Source organism: Streptomyces sp. CMB-StM0423, from assembly GCF_002847285.1.
Classification (GTDB): Bacteria; Actinomycetota; Actinomycetes; order Streptomycetales; family Streptomycetaceae; genus Streptomyces.
Genome location: NZ_CP025407.1, coordinates 2,799,053 through 2,819,045 on the forward strand (window position 1 = coordinate 2,799,053; position 19,993 = coordinate 2,819,045).

General features: G+C 74.7%; 15 protein-coding genes. 9 read left to right on the plus strand and 6 right to left on the minus strand.

Going from position 1 to position 19,993, the window contains the following annotated elements; genetic code table 11:
* Positions 1-133: 133 nt before the first annotated feature.
* From CXR04_RS11830 to CXR04_RS11845, 4 genes are all read left to right on the plus strand, one after another.
* The gene (locus CXR04_RS11830; protein ID WP_101421805.1) at positions 134-2,410 is read left to right on the plus strand and encodes an MMPL family transporter; all 2,277 of its coding nucleotides are present in this window, start codon (positions 134-136) and stop codon (positions 2,408-2,410) included.
* Positions 2,411-2,541: 131 nt separating this feature from the next.
* The gene (locus tag CXR04_RS11835) at positions 2,542-4,725 is read left to right on the plus strand and encodes a molybdopterin oxidoreductase family protein (RefSeq protein WP_101421806.1); all 2,184 of its coding nucleotides are present in this window, start codon (positions 2,542-2,544) and stop codon (positions 4,723-4,725) included.
* A 104-nt stretch (positions 4,726-4,829) separates the two neighbouring features.
* Positions 4,830-6,191, plus strand: a complete 1,362-nt coding sequence (locus tag CXR04_RS11840; RefSeq protein WP_101421807.1) for an FAD-dependent oxidoreductase — start codon at positions 4,830-4,832, stop codon at positions 6,189-6,191.
* The gene (locus tag CXR04_RS11845) at positions 6,188-7,396 is read left to right on the plus strand and encodes an NAD(P)/FAD-dependent oxidoreductase (protein WP_101421808.1); all 1,209 of its coding nucleotides are present in this window, start codon (positions 6,188-6,190) and stop codon (positions 7,394-7,396) included. The genes CXR04_RS11840 and CXR04_RS11845 overlap by 4 nt, the downstream gene beginning before the upstream one ends.
* Before the next feature lie 137 nt (positions 7,397-7,533).
* On the opposite strand, the gene CXR04_RS11850 is transcribed toward CXR04_RS11845, so the two are convergent.
* The 3 genes from CXR04_RS11850 to CXR04_RS11860 form a co-directional block, all read right to left on the minus strand.
* Complete coding sequence (locus CXR04_RS11850) at positions 7,534-9,801, minus strand: glycosyl hydrolase (protein WP_101421809.1); 2,268 nt, start codon at positions 9,799-9,801, stop codon at positions 7,534-7,536.
* Between the two features lie 275 nt (positions 9,802-10,076).
* Positions 10,077-10,928 carry an SAM-dependent methyltransferase gene (locus tag CXR04_RS11855; protein ID WP_101421810.1) on the minus strand — a complete coding sequence of 284 codons (852 nt, stop codon included), beginning with the start codon at positions 10,926-10,928 and terminating at the stop codon, positions 10,077-10,079.
* Between the two features lie 577 nt (positions 10,929-11,505).
* A complete protein-coding gene (locus CXR04_RS11860) occupies positions 11,506-12,045 on the minus strand; it encodes a hypothetical protein (RefSeq protein ID WP_234380183.1) in 540 nt (179 codons plus the stop codon).
* A 542-nt stretch (positions 12,046-12,587) separates the two neighbouring features.
* Between CXR04_RS11860 and CXR04_RS11870 the strand changes: the two genes are divergently transcribed.
* The 4 genes from CXR04_RS11870 (at position 12,588) to CXR04_RS11885 (ending at position 16,740) form a co-directional block, all read left to right on the plus strand.
* The gene (locus CXR04_RS11870) at positions 12,588-13,595 is read left to right on the plus strand and encodes a hypothetical protein (protein WP_101421812.1); all 1,008 of its coding nucleotides are present in this window, start codon (positions 12,588-12,590) and stop codon (positions 13,593-13,595) included.
* 181 nt (positions 13,596-13,776) lie between these two features.
* The gene (locus CXR04_RS11875) at positions 13,777-14,721 is read left to right on the plus strand and encodes an alpha/beta fold hydrolase (RefSeq protein WP_101421813.1); all 945 of its coding nucleotides are present in this window, start codon (positions 13,777-13,779) and stop codon (positions 14,719-14,721) included.
* 205 nt (positions 14,722-14,926) lie between these two features.
* Complete coding sequence (locus tag CXR04_RS11880) at positions 14,927-16,081, plus strand: sensor histidine kinase (RefSeq protein WP_101421814.1); 1,155 nt, start codon at positions 14,927-14,929, stop codon at positions 16,079-16,081.
* Positions 16,078-16,740: a response regulator gene (locus CXR04_RS11885; protein WP_101421815.1), complete on the plus strand. Its 663-nt coding sequence runs from the start codon at positions 16,078-16,080 to the stop codon at positions 16,738-16,740. Before CXR04_RS11880 ends, CXR04_RS11885 begins: the two co-directional genes overlap by 4 nt.
* Before the next feature lie 38 nt (positions 16,741-16,778).
* Here CXR04_RS11885 and CXR04_RS11890 read toward each other — a convergent pair whose 3' ends face one another.
* Entirely contained in the window at positions 16,779-17,360 is a 582-nt protein-coding gene (locus CXR04_RS11890) for a rhodanese-like domain-containing protein (protein ID WP_101421816.1), read from the minus strand.
* Positions 17,361-17,444: 84 nt separating this feature from the next.
* On the opposite strand from CXR04_RS11890, the gene CXR04_RS11895 reads away from it, so the two are divergent.
* Positions 17,445-17,732 carry a metal-sensitive transcriptional regulator gene (locus tag CXR04_RS11895; RefSeq protein ID WP_047017838.1) on the plus strand — a complete coding sequence of 96 codons (288 nt, stop codon included), beginning with the start codon at positions 17,445-17,447 and terminating at the stop codon, positions 17,730-17,732.
* A gap of 18 nt (positions 17,733-17,750) precedes the next feature.
* Here CXR04_RS11895 and CXR04_RS11900 read toward each other — a convergent pair whose 3' ends face one another.
* Complete coding sequence (locus CXR04_RS11900) at positions 17,751-18,497, minus strand: TSUP family transporter (RefSeq protein WP_101421817.1); 747 nt, start codon at positions 18,495-18,497, stop codon at positions 17,751-17,753.
* A 70-nt stretch (positions 18,498-18,567) separates the two neighbouring features.
* Positions 18,568-19,929 (minus strand): MBL fold metallo-hydrolase, encoded by a 1,362-nt coding sequence (locus tag CXR04_RS11905; RefSeq protein WP_101421818.1) that lies wholly within the window; start codon positions 19,927-19,929, stop codon positions 18,568-18,570.
* Positions 19,930-19,993: the final 64 nt, after the last annotated feature.

Here is a 19,993-nt window from a genome sequence, read left to right on the forward strand (position 1 = left end):
TGAGAAGGTATCACTCATTCCGTTGACTCCAGCCTTTCGCGAACGTTATAACTTCTAACAGAAGGAACGGCCTATACGAATCGGGAGACCGCTATGTCAGCCATCACCCACACCTCCGAGGGGCGGTAGACCGATGCTGTCGCGCATTGCCGAGCTGGCCATCCGCCGCGCCCGCCCGCTGCTCGTCCTCGCCACACTCGCGGTCGCCGTCATGGCCGTCGCCGGCTTCGGCGCCTTCGGCAAGCTCAGCGGCGGCGGGTTCAGCGACCCGGACGCGCCGTCCAGCCGCGCCGAGCGGGTCATCGACGAGGAGTTCGGCGGCGATACGAACCTCGTCCTGCTCGTCGACGCCGAGCGCGGCGGGCCGGACTCCCCCGCCGCCGCCGAGCGCGGCCGGCAGCTCGCCGACGGGCTGCGCGCCGAAGAGACCGTCTCCCACGTGGTGTCGTACTGGGACCGCGACGACGCGGCCCTGAAGTCCCGCGACGGCGACCAGGCCCTCGTCCTCGCCCACGTCGAGGGCGGCGACCGGCACGAGGGCGAGAACGCCGAGGCGCTGATGGCGAAGTACACCGGCGAGCGGGACGGCGTCTCCGTACGCGCCGGCGGCACCGCCGCCGTGAACAGCGATATGGCCACGCAGGTCGCGGAAGACCTCGCCCTCGCCGAGGCCGTCGCCATCCCGGTCACCCTCGTCCTGCTGCTGGTCGCCTTCGGCAGCCTGGTCGCGGCCCTGCTGCCGCTCGTCATCGGCGTGATCGCGATCCTCGGCACCCTCGCCGAGCTGTACGTGCTCGGCAGCATCACGGACGTCTCCGTCCTCTCCGTGAACCTCACCACCGCGCTCGGCCTCGGCCTGAGCATCGACTACGGCCTGCTCCTCGTCTCCCGCTTCCGCGAGCAGTTGGCGGCCGGCGACTCCGTACCCGACGCCGTCCGCCGCACCGTCACCACCGCCGGGCGCACCATCGCCTTCTCCTCCGCGGCCGTCGTCGCCGCCCTGGCCGCGATGCTGGTGTTCCCGCTGGTCTCGCTGCGCTCGTTCGCGTACGCCGGGATCGGCGTGGTGGCGATCGCCGCGGTCAGCTCGCTGCTCGTCATCCCCGCGCTGCTCGCCGTGCTGGGCCACCGCGTCAACAAGGGCCGCGTCCCCGGCACCCGCGCCGCCCACCGCACCGACTCCCCGCTGTGGGGCCGGATCGCGGCCGCCGTGATGCGCCGGCCGGTGCTGGCCTCCCTGCCCGTGCTCGCCGTGCTGCTGCTCGCCGCGAGCCCGCTGCTGGGCGTCGGCTTCGGCACCCCCGACGAGCGGGTGCTGCCCGAGAGCGCGCAGAGCCGCCAGGTCACCGCGGAACTGCGGGCCGGGTTCGCGGCCGACGAGGAGGCCGCGGTGCAGATCGTCACCACCGGGCCGGTCGCGGACGGCGCGCTCGGTGCGTACGCGAGCGACCTCTCCCGGCTCGAAGGCGTGCGCCAGGTCGACGCCGCCACCGGCAGCTACGCCGACGGCAAGCACGCGGCACCGGGACCGGCCGCCGACGCCCTCGCCGCCCCGGACGCCCGGCGGCTCACCCTCGTGCACGACCTGACCCCGGCCTCGGGCGCCGCGCAGGACCTCGTACGCGACATCCGCGCCGTCGACCCCCCCGCGGGCGCGGACGCGCTCGTCGGCGGCAGCGACGCCCGGCTCGTGGACTCCAAGGACGCCATCGCCGACGCATTGCCCCTGGCCCTCGCCTGGATCCTCGGCACCACCTTCGTGTTGCTCTTCCTCTTCACCGGCAGCGTGATCCAGCCCCTGCGCGCCCTGGTCCTCAACGCGGTCAGCCTCATGGCCACCATGGGCGCGCTGGTCTGGATCTTCCAGGACGGCAACTTCAGCGGCCTGCTGGACTTCACCGCCCAGCCGATGGAGACGGGCACGGTGGTGCTGATGTTCTGCGTCGTCTTCGGCCTCTCCATGGACTACGAGGTCTTCCTCACCAGCCGCATCAAGGAACTGCACGACGCCGGCGCGACACCCGCCGAGGCGGTCGCGAAGGGGCTCGCGGGCACCGGCCGGATCGTCACGATGGCCGCGGGGCTGCTGGCCGTCAGCTTCTTCGCCTTCGTCACCAGCGGCGTCAGCTTCATCCAGATGTTCGGTCTTGGCAGCGGGCTGGCGATCCTCGTCGACGCGGTGGTCGTACGGGGCGTGCTCGTCCCGGCGGCGATGCGGCTGCTCGGCCGGTCCGCCTGGTACGCGCCGGCGGCGCTGCGCACGCTGCACGCGAAGGTCGGGCTGAGCGAGGGCCCGCGGGCCGCGGAGGCGGCGCGGAGGACGGAGTCCACCGGGGCTCCGGCGTCCGTCGAGGTTCCGGAGTCCTCGCAGGTCCACGACGTGGAGAAGCGGGAGCCGGCGGGCGCGTAGCGCCCGGAATGCCCGACCTCACGTGGCGGGTGCGGGAGTTGACAGCAATCTGCCAATTCCCGCCCCGCTCCCGGCGGGTCATGATGCCCGTACGGCTCCGACGTCGGTGACGCCTGAAGTGGGGTATCCGGATGAGCAGTGGCTCCTCGCCCGCACCGTCCTCGCCGACCCCGCTCCCACCACCCGGTTCCGCGGTGGCCACGCACTGCCCGTACTGCGCGCTGCAGTGCGGCACCCGCCTGCGCCCAGGCGCCACCCCCGCGGAGCCGCTGCGCGTCGAGCCGGACGCCGACTTCCCCGTCAACCAGGGCGGGCTGTGCCAGAAGGGCTGGACCGCACCAGCCGTCCTGCGGGCCGCCGACCGGCTGCGCACCCCGCTCGTCCGCGACCGCACCGGCCGCCTGGCCCCCGCCGACTGGGACGGGACCCTGGACACGGTCGCCGCCCGGCTCGCGGAGATACGCGCCGCGCACGGCCCCGACTCCGTCGCCGTCTTCGGCGGCGGCGGGCTGACGAACGAGAAGGCGTACCTGCTCGGCAAGTTCGCCCGCGTGGCCCTCGGCACCCGGATGATCGACTACAACGGCCGGTTCTGCATGTCGTCCGCCGCGGCGGCGGGCGTCGCGGCCTTCGGCCTGGACCGCGGGCTGCCGTTCCCCGTCACCGACCTCGGCGAGGCCGACACCATCCTCCTCGCCGGCGCCAACCCCGCCGAGACCATGCCCCCGTTGATGCGCCACCTCAACAAGGCCGGCGCCCTCGTCGTCATCGACCCCCGCCGCACCGCCACCGCCGAGCGCGCCGCGCTCCACCTGGCGCCCGCCCCCGGCACCGACCTCGCGCTCGCGCTCGGGCTGCTGCACATCGCCGTCACCGAGGGGCGGCACGACGAGGAGTACGTCTCGGCCCGTACCGTCGGCTTCCGCGCCGCGTGGCGGCGGGCGGCCGGCTGGTGGCCGGAGCGCGTGGAGCTGGTGACCGGCGTGCCGGCCGACGCGCAGCGGGAGGCGGTGCGGCTGCTGAGCGAGGCGCGGCGCGCGTACGTCCTCAGCGGGCGCGGCGCCGAGCAGCACAGCAAGGGCACGGACACGGTGGCGGCGTTCGTCAACTTCGCGCTGGCGCTGGGGCTGCCGGGGCGGCCGGGCTCCGGGTACGGGTGCCTGACCGGGCAGGGCAACGGGCAGGGGGGCCGCGAACACGGGCAGAAGGCCGACCAGTTGCCCGGCTACCGGCACATCACCGACCCCGGGGCGCGGGCGCACGTCGCCGACGTGTGGGGCGTGCCGCCGGAGAGCCTGCCGGGTCCCGGGCTGAGCGCGGCGGAGCTGCTGAACGCCCTCGGTACGGCGGACGGGCCGCGGGCGCTCCTGGTGTTCGGCTCTAACCCGGTGGTCTCGGCGCCGGACGCCGAGCGGGTCCAGCGCCGGCTGGCGGAGCTGGACCTGCTGGTCGTCGCGGACTTCGTACCGTCGGAGACCGCGGCGATGGCGGACGTCGTGCTGCCGGTGACCCAGTGGGCCGAGGAGGAGGGCACGCTCACCAATCTGGAGGGCCGCGTCCTGCGCCGCCACCGCGCCCTGACGCCGCCGCCGGGCGTACGCACCGACCTGGCCGTGCTCCACGAACTCGCCGTCCGGCTCGGTGAACCGCCCCACCGCTTCCCGGCGGAGCCGCGCCGGGTCTTCGACGAGCTGCGCCGCGCGTCCGCCGGCGGCACGGCCGACTACGGCGGCGTCAGCTACGACCGCCTGGACGCGGGCGAAGCGCTGCACTGGCCCTGCCCCGCCACCCCCGAAGGATCCCCGCCGCACCCCGGCACCCCGCGGCTGTTCCTCGACCGCTTCGCCCACCCGGACGGCAAGGCCCGCTTCCAGGACGTCGACCACCGCGAGCCGGCCGACGCACGCGACGACCGCTTCCCGCTGTGGGCCACGACGGGCCGGCAGCTCGCGCACTACCAGTCGGGCGCGCAGACCCGCCGGGTGCCGGAGCTGGTACGGGCCGCGCCGGAGGCGACGGTGGAGATCCACCCGGACACGGCGGCGCGGGCGGGTCTCGCGGAGGGCGAGCTGGCGCGGGTGCGCTCGCCGCGCGGCGCGGTGCTGGCGCGGGTGCGGCTGGTGGCGACGCTGCGGACGGACACGGTGTTCCTGCCGTTCCACTTCCCGGGCCACGGACGGGCGAACCTGCTGACCGGCACGGCACTCGACCCGCGCAGCCGGATGCCGGAGTTCAAGGTGAGCGCGGTGAGCGTGGAGCCGGTGGAGCTGCCGGAGCGGGTGCGGGAGCCGGCGGTGCGGGGCGCGGCGGGATGAGGCGTACGGTCACGGGGCGGCGGAGGCGCCGGGCGGCGGGCACGCAATCCGGGGCGGAGGCGGGCCCGTCCGGAACCGCCGGGAGTCCGCCGGCCGCCCGCGTCGTGATCGTCGGCGGCGGGCCCGTGGGCCACCGGGTCGCCGAACGCCTGCGCCACCACGGCCACGACGGACCCGTCACCCTCCTCGACGCCGAACCCGGCCCCGCGTACCACCGCGTCCTCCTCCCCGCCCTCCTCGACGGCAGCCTCACCCCCGCAGACCTCCGGCTGCCGGACCTCCCGGACGTGAACTTCCGCCACGGCGTCTCCGCGGCCGGCATCGACCGCCGCCTGCGGCAGGTGCGTACGACGGCACACGACCGGCTCCCGTACGACACCCTCGTGCTGGCCACCGGCGCCCGCCCGCACCTCCCGCCCGTCCCCGGCCTGCGGCACGCCTCGGGCTGGCTGATCGACGGGGTCACCGGGCTGCGTTCGCGCACGGACTGCACCCGTGTGCGCGGCGACGACATCGTCGTCCTCGGCGGCGGCCCGCTGGGCGTGGAGACCGCGGCGGCGCTGCGCCGCGCGGGCCGCCGGGTGACGCTGGTGCACCCGGGCCCGTACCCGCTGGACGACCGCCTCGACGCGGACGCGGGCGCGCTGCTGACCCGGCATCTGGCGGGGCTGGGCGTCGAGTTGGAGCTGGGCCGGGTGGCCGCCGGGGTGCAGCCGGGGAAGCTCTCGCTCGACGACGAATGGCTGCTGGCGTGGGACACCCTCCTGTGCTGCACGGGCGTCCGCCCGCGCACGGGACTCGCGGAGGCGGCGGGTCTGGCGGTACGGACCGGGGTGCTGGTCGACGCCGCGGGCCGTACGAGCGACCCGGCGATCCGCGCGGTCGGCGACTGCACGGAGCCCGGGGGCTCGCTGCTGACGGGGTGGGAGCAGGCGGAGGCGGTGGCGAGGTCGCTGACGGGCAAGGGCGTGCCGCGGGGGCTCGCCGCCGGGCGGCGCCCGGTGTTCCGGCTGCGGGTGCCGGGGCTGACGCTGGGGGTGCTGGGCGACGGGCGGGGCGGCGGGGGGGACGAGATCGTCACGTACCGCGACCCGGCCCGCAGCCGCTACGCCCGGCTGGCGCTCGACCCCGCGGGCCGCCTGCGAGCCGCCGTCCTGACCGGCCTCCCCCAGGCCCTGGCCACGCTCACCCAGCTCTACACCACCGACACCCCCCTCCCCGAAAGCCGCCTGGCCCTCCTCCTCGGCCGCCCCGCCCCGCGCACCGGGCCCCTGCCGGAACTGCCGCCGGAGGCGGTGGTGTGCCGGTGCAACAACGTGACGAAGGGGGCGCTGACGGAGGCGTGGGATTCGGGCGCGCGGACGGCGGAGGCGCTGGCGGAGGCGACGAGGGCGACGACGGGATGCGGTTCGTGCGTGGACGACATCAGGGGCCTGTGCCGGGAGTTCGCGGGAAGCACAGCATGAACCGCCTGGTGGTCATCGGCTACGGAATGACGGCACACCGCCTGGTGGCGGAGGTGCGCGCACGGGACCGCGGGGACCGCTGGCAGATCGTGGTGCTGGGCGAGGAGCGGCATGGGGCGTACAACCGCATAGGGCTGACGGACAGATTGCGGGGTGTAGGGGAAGCGGACCTGAAGCTGAGTGCCCAGGACGACCCGGGACTCCAGGTCCGCACGGACACGAGAGCAACGGCGATAGACAGACAGGCACAAGAGGTAGCGACGGCGGAGGGGGAATGCCTGCCGTACGACGCCCTGGTGCTGGCGACGGGAGCTGTTCCCGCCCGACCGCCGCTGCCGGGGGCGGACTTGCGGGGCTGTTACGTCTACCGGACGCTGGACGACGTCAACGCGATCCGCCGGGCGGCAAAGACCGCGCCCGGGAAGAGGGCGGTCATCGTGGGCGGGGGCCTCCTGGGCCTGGAGACGGCGGAGGCGCTCCGCCGCCACCTGGGCATACGCCCGCACGTGGTGGAGGCGGCCCGGCACCTGATGCCGGCGCAACTGGACCTGACGGCGGCGGAGATGCTGGCAACGGGCCTGCGCAAGAGGGGCATCCACCTGCACGCGGGGCTGGCGCTCAAGTCCATCGACGCGGGCCCGGACGGGGCGGCGACGGGAGTGACCCTGACGGACGAAACCCGCATCAGGGCGGACCTGGTGCTCTTCACCGCGGGCACCCGCCCCCGCGACGACCTGGCGGCGACCGCGGACCTGCCCCGGGGCGAGAGGGGCGGCTACCTGGTGAACGACGACTGCCGCACCCCGGACCCGGCCATCTGGGCAATAGGCGACTGCGCGGCGATCCGCGGCCGCCGTACGGGAACGGTGGCCCCCGGCTACCACATGGCCGCCACCGTGGCCGGCCACCTCACCGGCAACCCCACCCCGCCACCGCCGCTGTCCCCGGCGGAACCGTCAACGGTGCTGAAACTCCCGGGCGTAGACGTAGCCAGCATGGGCAACCCCCACCCCACGGGGAACGCCACGATAGAACTCACCTACACCCACCCGGCCCCCACCCCGCGCTACGCCAAACTCATCCTGGACCCGGAAGCCAACACCCTCCAGGCCGCCATCCTGCTGGGCCACCCGACCGCCTACCCCCGCTTCCACGCCCTGGTAGGCCAGGAACTCCCGGCCCCGGCAGAACAACTCCTGCTCTGAAACCTAGAGCTGATCCAGTTCCTTGCCGTCCGCGTCCAGGACCTACCAGGCGCCCTCCTCCCCCGAGGTGCGCCCCGCGCCGCCCCGCGGGGTCGGGGTTCGGGGCGGCGCGGGGCACGGGTGGAGGGCCGGTGGGGTCAGCCGGTTTCGGTGGCGGAGGAGCGGGCCGGGACCCTCAGGGTTTTGCCGTCGGAGAAGGTCACCGTCTGGTCCGTCGCGCCGTAGTTGTGCGCCGCGTACGTCTTCGTGCCGCCCGTCGCGAACACCGCCGCCGTCGGGCTGTCCGCCGTCACCGTGGGGTCCGGGGCGCCCGTCGCCGCCAAGGTGTGGATCCAGTGGTAGACGTGCGCCCACGACTCGCCGGCTTCCGGCGCGTACGTGCCGCCGCCGCCCGCCGCGTACGCCTCACGCGCCGCCGCCGGGTTGCTCAGCGCCTGGAACTCCCAGAGGAGTTCGCGCCATTCCACCGCCGGGCCGCCGTTCTCGCGTTCCATCTCCGCGAGGTTGCGGTCGATCGCCGCCTTGTCGCGGGCCAGGTGCAGCGAGGCACCCGTGACCGGGAGGACGTTGATGCCGTGGATCTCCTCCGGGTTGCCGGTCCACCACGTGGCGTGCGCGCCGCCCGCGCTCCACACCATCCCCAGCGTGTTGTGCTGGAAGTCGGCCGGGAAGGCGTCCTCGTCGGCATCGAACCAGTAGTTGCGTACCGCCTCCGACTCCGTCGTCAGCAGGTACACGCCGAGGTCGCGCAGCTCGGTGTCGCCCGTCGCGGCGCCGAACATGATCAGGCCGGCGCTGAGGTTGACCGACTCCGACGACGCCTCCTGGTTGTTGCCCGCCGCGAAGCCCGCGTGGCCCGCGGCCCAACTGTGGCCGGCGTAGACGTCGAAGCCGCGCAGGAACGGGTAGCGGTCGCCGTCGCGGGCCGGGTTGGCGGCGTCGGCGATCAGTTCGCGGACCATGCCGCCCCAGGCGGAGTCCGCGGCCCAGGCCGGGTCGTACTGGGCGACGACAGCGGCGGCCATCACGTAGTAGCCGTAGTGGAAGTGATGGTCGTTCAGCTCGGTGTCGCTGCCGTACGAGGCCGGGTAGCCGGTGAGCGTCTTCCACACCGCGTCATACGAGAACTCCGTCTCACCGCCCGCCGTGAACCACTCCTCCAGCCGCGCCTTCATCACCCCGAGGATCTTGTCCCGCGCCGCCGTCGCGCCCACCTGGTCGGCGAGCGGCACGACCTGGGCGAGGCGGCCGAGGGCCTTGCCCGTCCAGTACGTGTCGGCGCGGCCGACGGCGGCGGTGTCGGCGACCTCGTTGACGAAGGCGGTCAGCCGCCCCTGGTCCACCCCGCCCGACTCCGGCAGCGCGGGCAGCACGCCGGTGACGTCCTGGGAGGTGGTGAAGGAGGAGCCCTCGCGGACCTTCATCGTGCCGCGGGGCGAGACGTACTCGTAGGCCGTGAGCTGGTCGGAGGTGTGCTTCCACTGGTGCGGGTAGAGCGCCTGGAGCGTGCCGGTCTCGGTGCCTTCGCGGGCCTCGGTCTGAAGGGTGTACGTGGCGTTCATGCGGCCCTGGTCCTGCGCGTAGTCCCAGTCGACGCGGGAGCCGGTGACGAAGCTGAAGGCGTAGCGGCTGAAGGTCTCGAACGCGCCCGGGTCCGGCAGGACGGCGACGGAGTAGTAGTCCTTGCCGCCGAGGTCGGCGCTGAGGGTGCTGCCGGAGACGGTCCAGTCGCTGCCGGTGGGGGCGAAGAGCGCGTAGTGCTTGCCGCCGACGGTGATGCCGAGGGCGTTGCCGTCGTCGGCGAAGACCTGGGGCGCGGCGGCGGCGGTGATCTGCGCGGCGCCGCCGGTGGCCTCGGCGTAGACGTACGGGCTGCCGTGGCCGATGGTGGCGCGCAGGGTGCGGCCGCCGCCGGCCCAGTAGGGGCTGACGGTCCAGTCGGACCAGCCGTCCGCCCGGGCGTCGGGCGAGTTGAGGCCGGCGACGCCGAGGGTGAGGTCGGCCTTGTGCTGGAACTCGTACTGCACGCCGCCCCCGACGACGACGTGCTCGGTGGCGTACCCGACCTCAAGACCGCCGGCCACGGCGCGGTAGCTGAGGGGGTGGCCGAACATGGGCAGGGAGTACGGGTTGTCGGCGGCCCGCTTGAAGGCGAGCGACGACCACCAGTCGTTGGTCGGTACGGGCCGGTCCGCGACCCGCTCGGTCACCTTCGGCGTCACCGGCTGCCCGGCGTTGTCGACGGGTCCCGAGGTGCCGGGCGGCCGGGTGTCGGAGTAACTCCCCCGCCCGACCGGTATCTCCGCGGCGGCCGCCGGCCCGGCGGGCAGTGCGGTCCCGGCGGCGACGGTGGCGGCGGCGGTGAGGGCCAGGAGGATGCGTCTGCGCTTCGGCTGTGGTCCCACGAGCTGCGTACCTCGCAATGAGTGGGGGACAAAGGAGGGTGAGAGCGCTCTCAGAGGGGCGTGGCAGAAACTAGAGCCGCCCGAAACCGCTGTCAACACCTCTCGTCAGGACTCAACCCGACGTCCACTCACCCGCGTTCACTTTCCGAACGCGCTCCGGCGGGCCTTTACGGGCCGGAGCCCGCCCCGGCCGTACGGGACCGAGTACCCCCGCGCGCAGCGGACCCGGCGGTGTTCGCCGGGTCCGGGTCGGGGGGCGGGGGGCGGGGGGCGGGTCAGGGCTTGCGGAGGAGACCGCCGTACTCGTACAGCCTGTTGCTCTGCTTCGTGATGCCCACGTACTCCATCAGCTCCGGCGGGACCGGCGGCAGCGGCGGCTGGGACGGGTCCGGGCGCCACTCGGCCAGGTTCACCATGCCCGGGGAGACCGGCTCCAGGCCGTCCGTGAAGGCGTCGACCTGCTGGGGGGTGCGGGTCTGCCACGGGACCCGGTTGTTGTTCATGTACTCCGACGTGACCCGGGCGTGCTCCTCGTCGTCGGTGACGGCCTGGGAGATCGCGAGGTAACTGCCCGGCGCGGAGCGGTCGATGACGGTACGCAGGATGGTGCGCGGGTCGTCGGCGTCGACCAGGTGGTGGGGCACGGAGAGGAAGAGGATGGCGAGCGGCTCGTTGAAGTCGATGAGCCGCTGGAGTTCCGGGTGGCCGAGGACGACCTCCTGGTCGCGCATGTCGGCCGTGATCACCACGGTGGAGTCGTCGTCGGCGAGGAGCGCGCGGCCGTGGGCGAGGACGATGGGGTCGATGTCGACGTAGACGACGTGGGTGGACCTGTCGAACTCCTGCGCCACCTGGTGCACGTTGTTGTTCGTGGGCAGGCCGCAGCCCATGTCGATGAACTGCCGGATCCCGGCCTCCTTCGCGAGGTAGCGCACCACGCGGTAGAGGAAGAGCCGGTTCTGCCGGGTGATGTCGACGCCCTCGGGGAACCGCGGCAGCCCGGCGCGGATCATGTCGCGGTCGACCTCGTAGTTGTCCTTGCCGCCCAGCATCCAGTCGTAGGCACGGGCCGAGGTGGGGCGGTCGGTCGGAATGCCGGGTATCGCGGGTCCTTCGTCAGGCGTCACTGCCCACTCTCCTCGTCTGTCACGGCCGAACATACCTACGTACGGCGGGAGTTGAGACTATCCGCTCCCGTCCACCCGGACCACCGGGACTCGGCCCGCGCTCAAGGCCCGCGCCCGGCGCCGCGGGCGCGCGCCGGCGGGCGCCGCGGCGGCCGGGGACGGCCGGGGTGCCGAGCACCGGGCGCGGGGCGTTGACCGGGGGGTTTGCGGTGGGGAGCAAAGGGGTGGTCCGCGGGGGACCCGGCGGGCGATGGTGGTGACCGCAACGCGGAGGGCCGGGTGGACACGGCCCGGCCCTTCCGTTGCACCCCGTGCAGGTCCGCTCGGGGAGTGCAGGATGGGGGATTCGTACCGTGCGCAGGAAGATGAAGGCTTCTGCCGTGGCGAAGAGGGTCTGGGCCCGGTCGGCCGGGACACCTGGCGCGCAGCAGACCGGGGCCGACGAGAGCACCGGGCGGGGCGGGGTGGTGCTGCGGCTGCCGCTGCCGGGTGGGGCGCGGACCCCCGAGGGCGACGGGCCGGCCGCCACTCTTGGCGCGGCGAACTGCGGCGGGGCACTGCCATCCGGGTCTGCCGCTCATCCCGGCTGATCACTCCGGCCACCCGCGGTCGCCCCGCAGCCGCACCGGATCCGCACCGCGGCGGGCCGCCGGGCCGGGCCCCGGGCCGTACTCCGGTCCGCGGGCCGCCGGGCCGCCGCCGCGCCCGCTCCGCCCGCCGCACCCGACGCGCGCAGCACCGCCGCGCCCGCCGGGGTGAGGGTGTGCAGCACCGAGCCGCCGTCGCGGACCGCGGTGAACAGGCCCGCGTCGCACAGCGTGCCCGCGTGCCGGGCGGCCGCGAAGGCGGGGGCACCGGTGGCGCGGGCGAGTTCACCCGTCGTCGCGCCGTGCGCGGTGGCGTACAGGACGGCCGCCCGGGCCCGGCCGAGGAGCGCGGCGAGCCGCTGCTCCGGAGGATGGCCGGGACCGGGGGGTACGGGGGCCTGCCGGTGGTGGACCGGGTACCAGAGGACGGGCGGGAGTTCGGGGTCCGCGAGGCTCACGGGGGCGTCGGCTGCGAAGTACGACGGCACGAGCGTCAGACCCTGCCCGTCCAGGCGAAGGTCCCGGTCCACCCCGGCGGGGTAGCGCACCTCCAGCAACGGGCGAGGCGGCCGACTTCGCCGCGCCCGGCCCGGTGGGCGCCACGGCAGGCGGACGCCCACGCCGCCCTTGGCCCTCCTCCACTGCGCCACCGGCGACACGGCCGCGGCAACCGACCACGCCGAACTCGCCCTGGCCACGGCCCGCGCACTGAACCTCCCCCGCACGGCCCACCGCCCCCCGACGGCCCTGGCGGCGACAGCCCACGCCACGAACACCCCCGACGGGGCCACCCGCCACGCGGCCGAAGCCCACCGCACCGAACAGCAAACGGGCTACCACCCGACCCCGAATCCCGCCCCCGGGAAGGCGGTTCGGCGGTTCCCGTACGGGGCGGTGGTGATTACCCGTGATTAGCTTGCGGGTTGCCTTGACGGCCTTCGGAGGGTGGCGGCACAGTCCCGGTAATACGCATTAGCCGCCGCCCTTTTCGGTCCCGCTCCCGGGCTCGTGCGTATGAGCAGTACGCGTCGCGCGCAGCCGCGCCACCCCCGCAGCCGACAGAGGAGCCCCCATGACACTCGACCGCCGCCGCTTCCTGCGCACCGCCTCCGCCGCGTCCGCCGCCACCGCCGGCGGCGGCCTGCTCGCGCTCGGCGGGGCCGGTGCCGCCCCGGCGGCCGCCGCCCCCGGGGCGTTCCCCGACTACCGGTACGTGCGCACGCTGCTGGTCCCCGGGCAGCTCTCGTACAACCCCAGCGGCGAGATCATCTTCCCCTGCGTCCGCGGCGTCTACGACCGCCTCTCCGCCCCGCGCGGCCGCTACTACCTCTACTACGCCCCCCACGAGAACCCCGGCGGCATCTGCCTCGCCTACGGCGACTCCCTGGAGGGGCCCTTCACCGAGTACCCGCGCAACCCGATCGTCGGTAACGTCTGGTCCCCGCACTACAGCGTCAGCCACGTCTCCTCCCCCCACGTCATGTGGCACGCCGGCCGCCGCGAGCTGTGGCTCTACTTCCACGGCGAGAACAACACCACCCGCCTCGCCCGCTCCAAGGACGGCATCGCCTTCACGTACGACAAGACCGTGCTGACCACCGCGATGCTCCCGGCCGGCACCACCGAGACCTCCTACGCCCGCGTCTTCCCGTACGAACTCCCGGGCCGCGGCGCCCACTACGTCATGCTCTTCATGCGCAACGACCGCTCCAACCACCGCGACATCGGCTGGGGCTGGTCGGCCGACGGCCGCACCTGGACGTTCGACCCCGCGCCGCTGATCGACCACGCCGCCGTCGGCGCCTCCGACGTCTCCGGCGCGCATCTGCTGGAGCGGGGCGGCAGCGCGTACGTCGTCTACCACACCGACAAGGGCAGCGGCGGGAACATCCTGATCACCGAGGTCGGCGCCGACTTCTCCCGCCGCAACCACCTCGGCGTCTTCTACGACTCCCGCACCACGGGCCCCGAGAACGGCCGCGCGGCGGCCCCGGCGTTCGGCACCGACCGCGGCGTGCCGTACATGATCTACGAGGCCGGCGAACGCCTCTCCGGCGTCATCGCCATGGCCCGCGGCTGACCCCCGGCGGCGGCGGGGCCGCCCCGGACCGGCGGCCGCTGTCCCCCGCGCGAGCTACGCGCAGGTGTCCTCCCTGCGGTGACGATTCCGGGGCCGCCAGGTCCCTAGCGTTCTGGGCAACCGGAGTGCGGCCGGCCTGCCGGCAGGCCCGGCCCGCCGACTCCGCCCGGATTCCCGCTCATTGGAGGACATCGTGTTCCGCAGCATCCGCAGCAACGGCACCGCGACGGCACTGGTCTGGCTGTGCTGTACGGCGGCCGGCGCAGGACTCGTCGGCTGCTCGGACTCCTCGGACACCGAAGACGCCGACGCCGCGGGCGGTGCGTCCGCCGCCGCCCAGGAGCGTACGGCCGACGAGGACCTGCTCACCGGCACCGAGAAGATCGACGTCGGCGGGCAGTCGGTCAACGTCTCCTGCTCCGGCAGCCCCGCGGCGGGCCGGCCGGTGGTCGTCCTGCTCTCCGGGGGCGGCGACGACCTGACGAAGCTGGCCGGCATCCAGAAGACGCTGAGCGCCGGGGACCGCGTCTGCTCGTACGACCGGCTGGGCCAGGGCGCCAGCGACAAGCCCGCGGGGCCGCAGACGATCGAGAGCACGGGGAAGGTGCTGACCGGGGTGATCGAGCAGGTCGCGGGCGACCGGCCGGTGGTGCTGGCGGGGCACTCGCTGGGCGGGCTGATCTCCGCGCGGTACGCGCCCGACCACACCGACCGGGTCAAGGGGCTGGTCCTCATGGACGCCACCTCGCCGACGCAGAACGCCGACCTGGCCCGTGAGATCCCCGACTCCGCGACCGGCCCGGCGGTCGAACTGCGCGAGCAGACCCTCGCGATCCTCGGCGGGAAGGGGCCGGAGAAGCTGACGGTGACGGACGGGGAGGTGCGGTCCGCGGGGGACATCCCGGTCGAGGTGATCAGGCACGGGAAGGAGTACCTGGCCACGGTGCCGGAGTACGGGCAGGGGCTGGAGCGGGCGTGGCTCGGGGGGCAGCGCAAGTGGCTGGCGCTGTCGGAGCGGAGCGAGCTGAGCACGGCGGAGAACAGCGAGCACTACATCTATGCGGACGAGCCGGAGGTGGCCGTACGCGCGATCCGGAAGGTCGCGGACCAGGCCGCCCAGGACTAGGCGCGGGTACGGAGCGGGGGGGCGGACGGTGCCGGTCATGCCGGGAGCACGGGGCGGCGGCTCACCCAACGGCGGGCCGCCCGCCGGCCGCCCGCCCCCCGCCGGCTCGCGCACCGGCCCGCCCCCGGGCGGCCCGTCCGTCTGCCGCCCACCCGGCACCGGCCCGTCCCCCGGCGGCCCCTCGCGCCGCCGCTACACTCCACCGGTGACGCGTCTTCGGCAACTCCCGGAGCGGTGGCGCCGGTTCGACGTCACGGTACGGGACCTCCCCCTCGGTCTCCTCATCCTCTTCGCCGCCCTCCTCCCGGCGTCCCACACCCACGGCACCCAGCTCGGCGGCCTCCCCGGACGCGACTTCGACGCCCTCGCCGTCGCCGCGGTCGCGCTCCAGTGCCTGCCCCTCGCCCTCCGCCGCCGGTGGCCGCTGCTCTGCCTCACCCTGGTGACGGCCGGCTTCGCCGTCGACCAGCTCCGCGGCTACCACTCCCTGGCCGGCACCGCCCAGGCCATCGCCCTGATGAGCGCGGGCGCCCACCTGGAGCGCCGTCGCCGCCCCCTCGCGCTGCTGTTCTCCGCCGCGTACGTCGCGCTGGCGATCGCGCTCGTCGGGGTGGGCGGGACCGAGGGGCCGAGCGAGTTCGTCATGTACTACCTGGCGATGGCCCTCGTGTGGGGCATGGGATCGTGGCTGCGCTCGACCCGGGCGGCGGAGGCCGCGCACCGGCGCCGGGTCGCCGAGGACACCCGTACCGCGGAACGTACGCGCATCGCCCGGGAGTTGCACGACGTCGTGACCCACCACGTGACCGCGATGGTCGTGCAGGCCGAGGCCGCCCGCTATCTGACCGCCGCGCCCGACCGCCTCGACACGACCCTGACCGCCGTGACCGACACCGGCCGGCGCGCCATCACGGACCTGCGGCACCTGCTCGACGTGCTCGACCCCGGCTACGACGGCGAGGCCGGCATCCCGTCGGCCGGCCGACTGCTGACGCTGGTGGAGCAGACGCGGCAGGCGGGGCAGCCGGTGGAGTTCACGGAGAAGGGCACGCCGCCGGAGTCGACGGGCAGCGCGGACCTCGTGGCGTACCGCGTCGTGCAGGAGGCGCTGACGAACGCGCTGAAGCACGCGCGCGGCAGCGCCACGTCGGTCGAAGTGCACCACGGGGCGGGCGAGATCACGGTGGCGGTGAGCACGGCGGGCGCCGCCGCGCCGGCCGCCTCGCCCGGTGGCAGCGGCCGGGGGCTCGCGGGGCTGCGCGAGCGGGTGGACGTGCTGGGCGGCGAGTTCAGCGCGGGCGGGGAGACGGGCCGCGGCTTCGTCGTACGGGCCCGGATCCCGGCGGGAAGTGTCTCGTGACCGCGCCGATCCGCGTCCTGATCTGCGACGACCAGGTCCTGGTCCGTACCGGCCTGGTGACCATCATCGACGCCCAGGAGGACCTGGAGGTGGCGGGCGAGTGCGGCGACGGCCAGACGGCCGTCGAACTCGCCGGCCGGCTGCGCCCGGACGTCGTGCTGATGGACGTGCGCATGCCGGTGCTCGACGGCATCGAGGCCACCCGCCGGCTGGCCGGTGCCCGGGTGCCGCGCCCGGCGAAGGTGCTCGTCCTGACGACGTTCAACCTGGACAAGTACGTGTACGAGGCCCTGCGCGCCGGCGCCGCCGGCTTCCTCCTCAAGGACGCGCCGCCGGCCCAGCTCCTGCACGGCATCCGCACCGTGGCCACCGGCGCGGCCCTGCTGGACCCCGAGGTGACGCGCAAGCTCGTCGGCCGCTACGCGGCCCGCATCCGCCCCGCCGACGGCGGCACCCCGCACGACATCCCGCTGACGCCGCGCGAACTCGAAGTCCTCCGCCTCATCGCCGACGGCCTGTCCAACGGCGAGATCGCCGCGGCGCTGCAACTCAGCCACGAGACGGTCAAGACCTTCGTGTCCCGCATCCTCACCAAGCTCGATCTACGGGACCGGGTGCAGGCCGTCGTCTACGCGTACCGGCAGGGCCTGGTGACCTGACCCCGCTCGGCGGCCGCCCCGCTCACCGGCCCCGGCGCTCAGTGGCCGCGGAGTTCCGCGCGGGCGGCGTCGAGGTCGGCGGTGCGCGGGCGGTTGTGCGGGAGCTTGCCGAGGACGACCGCCATGCCGCAGGTGTTCGTCACCGCGGAGAACACCAGGCCGCCCGCGATGCCGGCCGGGATCAGCAGCAGCGCCGGGTGGACGAGGACGCCCAGGAGCAGGCCGAGGAGCACCACGCTCCCCGCGGTGAAGCGCACCTGGCGCTCCATGCTCCAGCCGGCCCGGGTGTCGCAGGCCGCCGGGGTGTCCAGGTCGTGCCCGGCCGCGGCCCAGGCGCCGGTGCCGCCGACGAGGGTGGCGGCGGTGACGCCCTCCTCGGCGAGCAGCTTGCAGGCGCTCTCGGAGCGGGCTCCGGAGGCGCAGACGACGAGGAGGTCGCGGCGCTCGGCGGCGTGGCGTATGTCGTCCAGCGCGGCGCGCAGGTGGTCGAGCGGGATGTTCACCGCGCCGGGCAGGTGGCCGGAGGCGTACTCGGCGGGGGTGCGCACGTCGACGACGACGAGTTCGCCGAGCCGGGTGCGGGCCTGGTCCGTGGCGAGGCTGGTGGGAATGCTGGTCATGGCGGGTGGTGTCCTTACTGTTCGACGTCGTCCCTGGCCGGGACGTACGATACCCACAGGGGTATTTTTTTCCGAGGAGTGAGCGTGGAACTGGAGCTGGAGGGCGCGGACCTCAAGGCCGTGCTGAACCGCCTGCGCCGGGCCCAGGGCCAGATCTCCGGGGTGATCCGGATGATCGAGGAGGGGCGCGACTGCGAGGACGTCGTCACGCAACTCGCCGCGGCCTCCCGGGCCTTGGACCGGGCCGGGTTCGCGATCATCGCGACCGGACTGCAGCAGTGCGTGACCGACATGGAGTCCGGCCGCAAGAACGGGGAGGACCCCGAGGCGATGCGCGCCCGGCTGGAGAAGCTGTTCCTGTCGCTGGCATGATCACTCCCCGCGGCCGGCTCACGCCACCGCGTCGATCAGCATGAACGCGGCCACCGCGAGCAGCGCGACGGCGAAGATCCGCTGAAGCGCGTCCCCGGAGACCCGGGCGGCGAGCCGCTTGCCGCCGGCCGCGGCGAGGACCGCGGCGCCGGTGAAGGGGCCGACGACCGCCCAGTCGAGGTCCGCGACGGTGCCGGCGCGGGTGGCAAGCGCGGCGAGCGCGTTGACGGTGATGACGAGCAGGCTGGTGCCGACCGCCGCCTTCATCCGCATGCCCAGCACCCCGACCAGCGCCGGTACGGCGAGGAAGCCGCCGCCGACGCCGACGAACCCCGTGACCCCGCCGAGCCCGGCCCCGGCCGCGGCGGCACGGCCGGGGCGTACCGCGGGAATGGCCTCCGCGCGCCGGCGACAGCGCAGCATGCACACCGCGGCTGCTCCCGCGACCACAGCGAAGGCCGCGGTCAGCACCGCGCCGGGCACGTGGCCCGCGAGCGCCCCGCCGAGCATCGCGGGGGCGGCTCCGGCCGCCGCGAAGAGCAGGCCCGTACGCCACCGCACGTGGCCCTCGCGGGCGTGGGCGGCGAGCGCCGTGGCCGAGGTGAGGGCGACGATGACCAGGGCGGCGGAGGTCGCGGCCACGGGGCCGAAACCGAACAGGTAGATCAGCGCGGGCACGGCCAGGACGCTGCCGCCGCCGCCGAGCGCGCCGAGGGCGACGCCGATGAGCGCGCCGGCGGCGAGGGCGAGTATGACCGCGGTCACGGGACGGCGCCGGTGGGGTGGGTCCCGTACGCCGGACAGCCGCCGGGGCGTATCGGGCGCCGGCGGGCGGTCACCGGGCGGTCCGTACCGGAAGGCCCGCCTCGGCGGCGGCGTCGAAGGAGTCGTCGACGGCGACGACGTCGCGGCCCGCCGCGTCCAGGAGGGAGGCGGCGATGGCGGCGCGCATGCCGCCCGCGCAGTGCACCCATACCTCACCGGCGGGGACCTCGGCCAGGCGGCCGGGCAGGGTGTGGATGGGGATGTGGACGGAGCCCTCGACGTGCCCGGCGGCGCGGCGCTCCGCGGCGCGGCGTACGTCCAGGACGACGGCGCCGGCCGCCTTCCCCGCCAGGTCGGCGAAGGTGGCGCGGGGGAAGGAGGCCGGGGTCTCCCCGTCGCGTACCCAGTCGGCGGGCGTGCCGGTGGCCGCGGCGGCGGGGCGGTCGATGCCGACCCGTACCAGCTCGCGCTGGGCGTCGGCGAGCTGCGCGGCGGACTCGGCGAGCAGGGTGACGGGCTTGCCCCAGGGGATGAGCCAGGCGAGATACGTGGCGAGCTGCCCGGCGGCCTCGAAGTTGAGCGAGCCGGAGACGTGCCCCTCGGCGAAGGCGACCCGGTTGCGCAGGTCGACGACCCACTCCCCCGCGGCGAGCCGCTCGGCGATCTCCCCGGCCGCGGCGCGCGCGGGCGGGGTGAGGTCGACGGGGGCGGGGCCGGCGGTGTTGGCGGGGCTCATGTGGACGTAGTACGCGGGGGTGTCGTCGAGCCCGGCGAGCAGGTCGGCGACGAAGGTGTCGACGTCGCGGGTGAGGGCGTCGTTGACGGCCTTCTCCCGGCCGATGGTGGTGTCGCTGCCGCTCGCCTGCGCGGAGGAGCAGAAGCTGCCGAACCCGTGGGTGGGCAGCACGGCGGTCTCCTCGGGCAGCTCGTCGGCGAGGCGCCGCGCGGAGGCGTGCTGCGCCCGGGCCAGGCCCTCGGTGAGCCGGGGCTCGACCAGGTCGGGGCGCCCGACGGTGCCGATGAGCAGCGACCCCCCGCTGAACACGGCGACGGCGGTGCCGTCCTCCTCCAGCACGTACGAGGTGTGGTGGGGGGTGTGCCCGGGGGTGGCCAGCGCCCGCAGGGCGAGGCGGCCGTCGATCTCCGTACGGTCCCCGTCGCGCACGGGTACGCGCCGGAAGGAGACGCGGGCGCCGGCGGGCACGAGGTACGCGGCCCCGGTGACCCGCGCCAGCTCCAGACCCCCGGTGACGTAGTCGTTGTGCACGTGCGTCTCGACGACGTACGGGATCCGCACCCCGCGCCGCGCGGCGGCGGCGATCACGCGGTCGATGTCGCGCGGCGGGTCGACGGCGACGGCGGTGTGCTCACCGCCGGCGAGATAGCTGCGGTTGCCGAGCCCCGGCACCTCGATCGTGTCGACGAAGAACACGACGTACTCCCTTCCAGTGGCTAATTACCCCGGGGGGTATATGAGCGACCGTAGCACAATTACC

Excerpts from the sequence above, each read along its gene's own strand:
- CXR04_RS11835 (WP_101421806.1), top strand. The coding sequence starts at position 2,542 with ATGAGCAGTGGCTCCTCGCCCGCACCGTCCTCGCCGACCCCGCTCCCA.
- CXR04_RS11845 (WP_101421808.1), top strand. The coding sequence starts at position 6,188 with ATGAACCGCCTGGTGGTCATCGGCTACGGAATGACGGCACACCGCCTG.
- CXR04_RS11890 (WP_101421816.1), bottom strand. The coding sequence starts at position 17,360 with ATGACCAGCATTCCCACCAGCCTCGCCACGGACCAGGCCCGCACCCGG.
- CXR04_RS11830 (WP_101421805.1), top strand. The coding sequence starts at position 134 with ATGCTGTCGCGCATTGCCGAGCTGGCCATCCGCCGCGCCCGCCCGCTG.
- CXR04_RS11870 (WP_101421812.1), top strand. The coding sequence starts at position 12,588 with ATGACACTCGACCGCCGCCGCTTCCTGCGCACCGCCTCCGCCGCGTCC.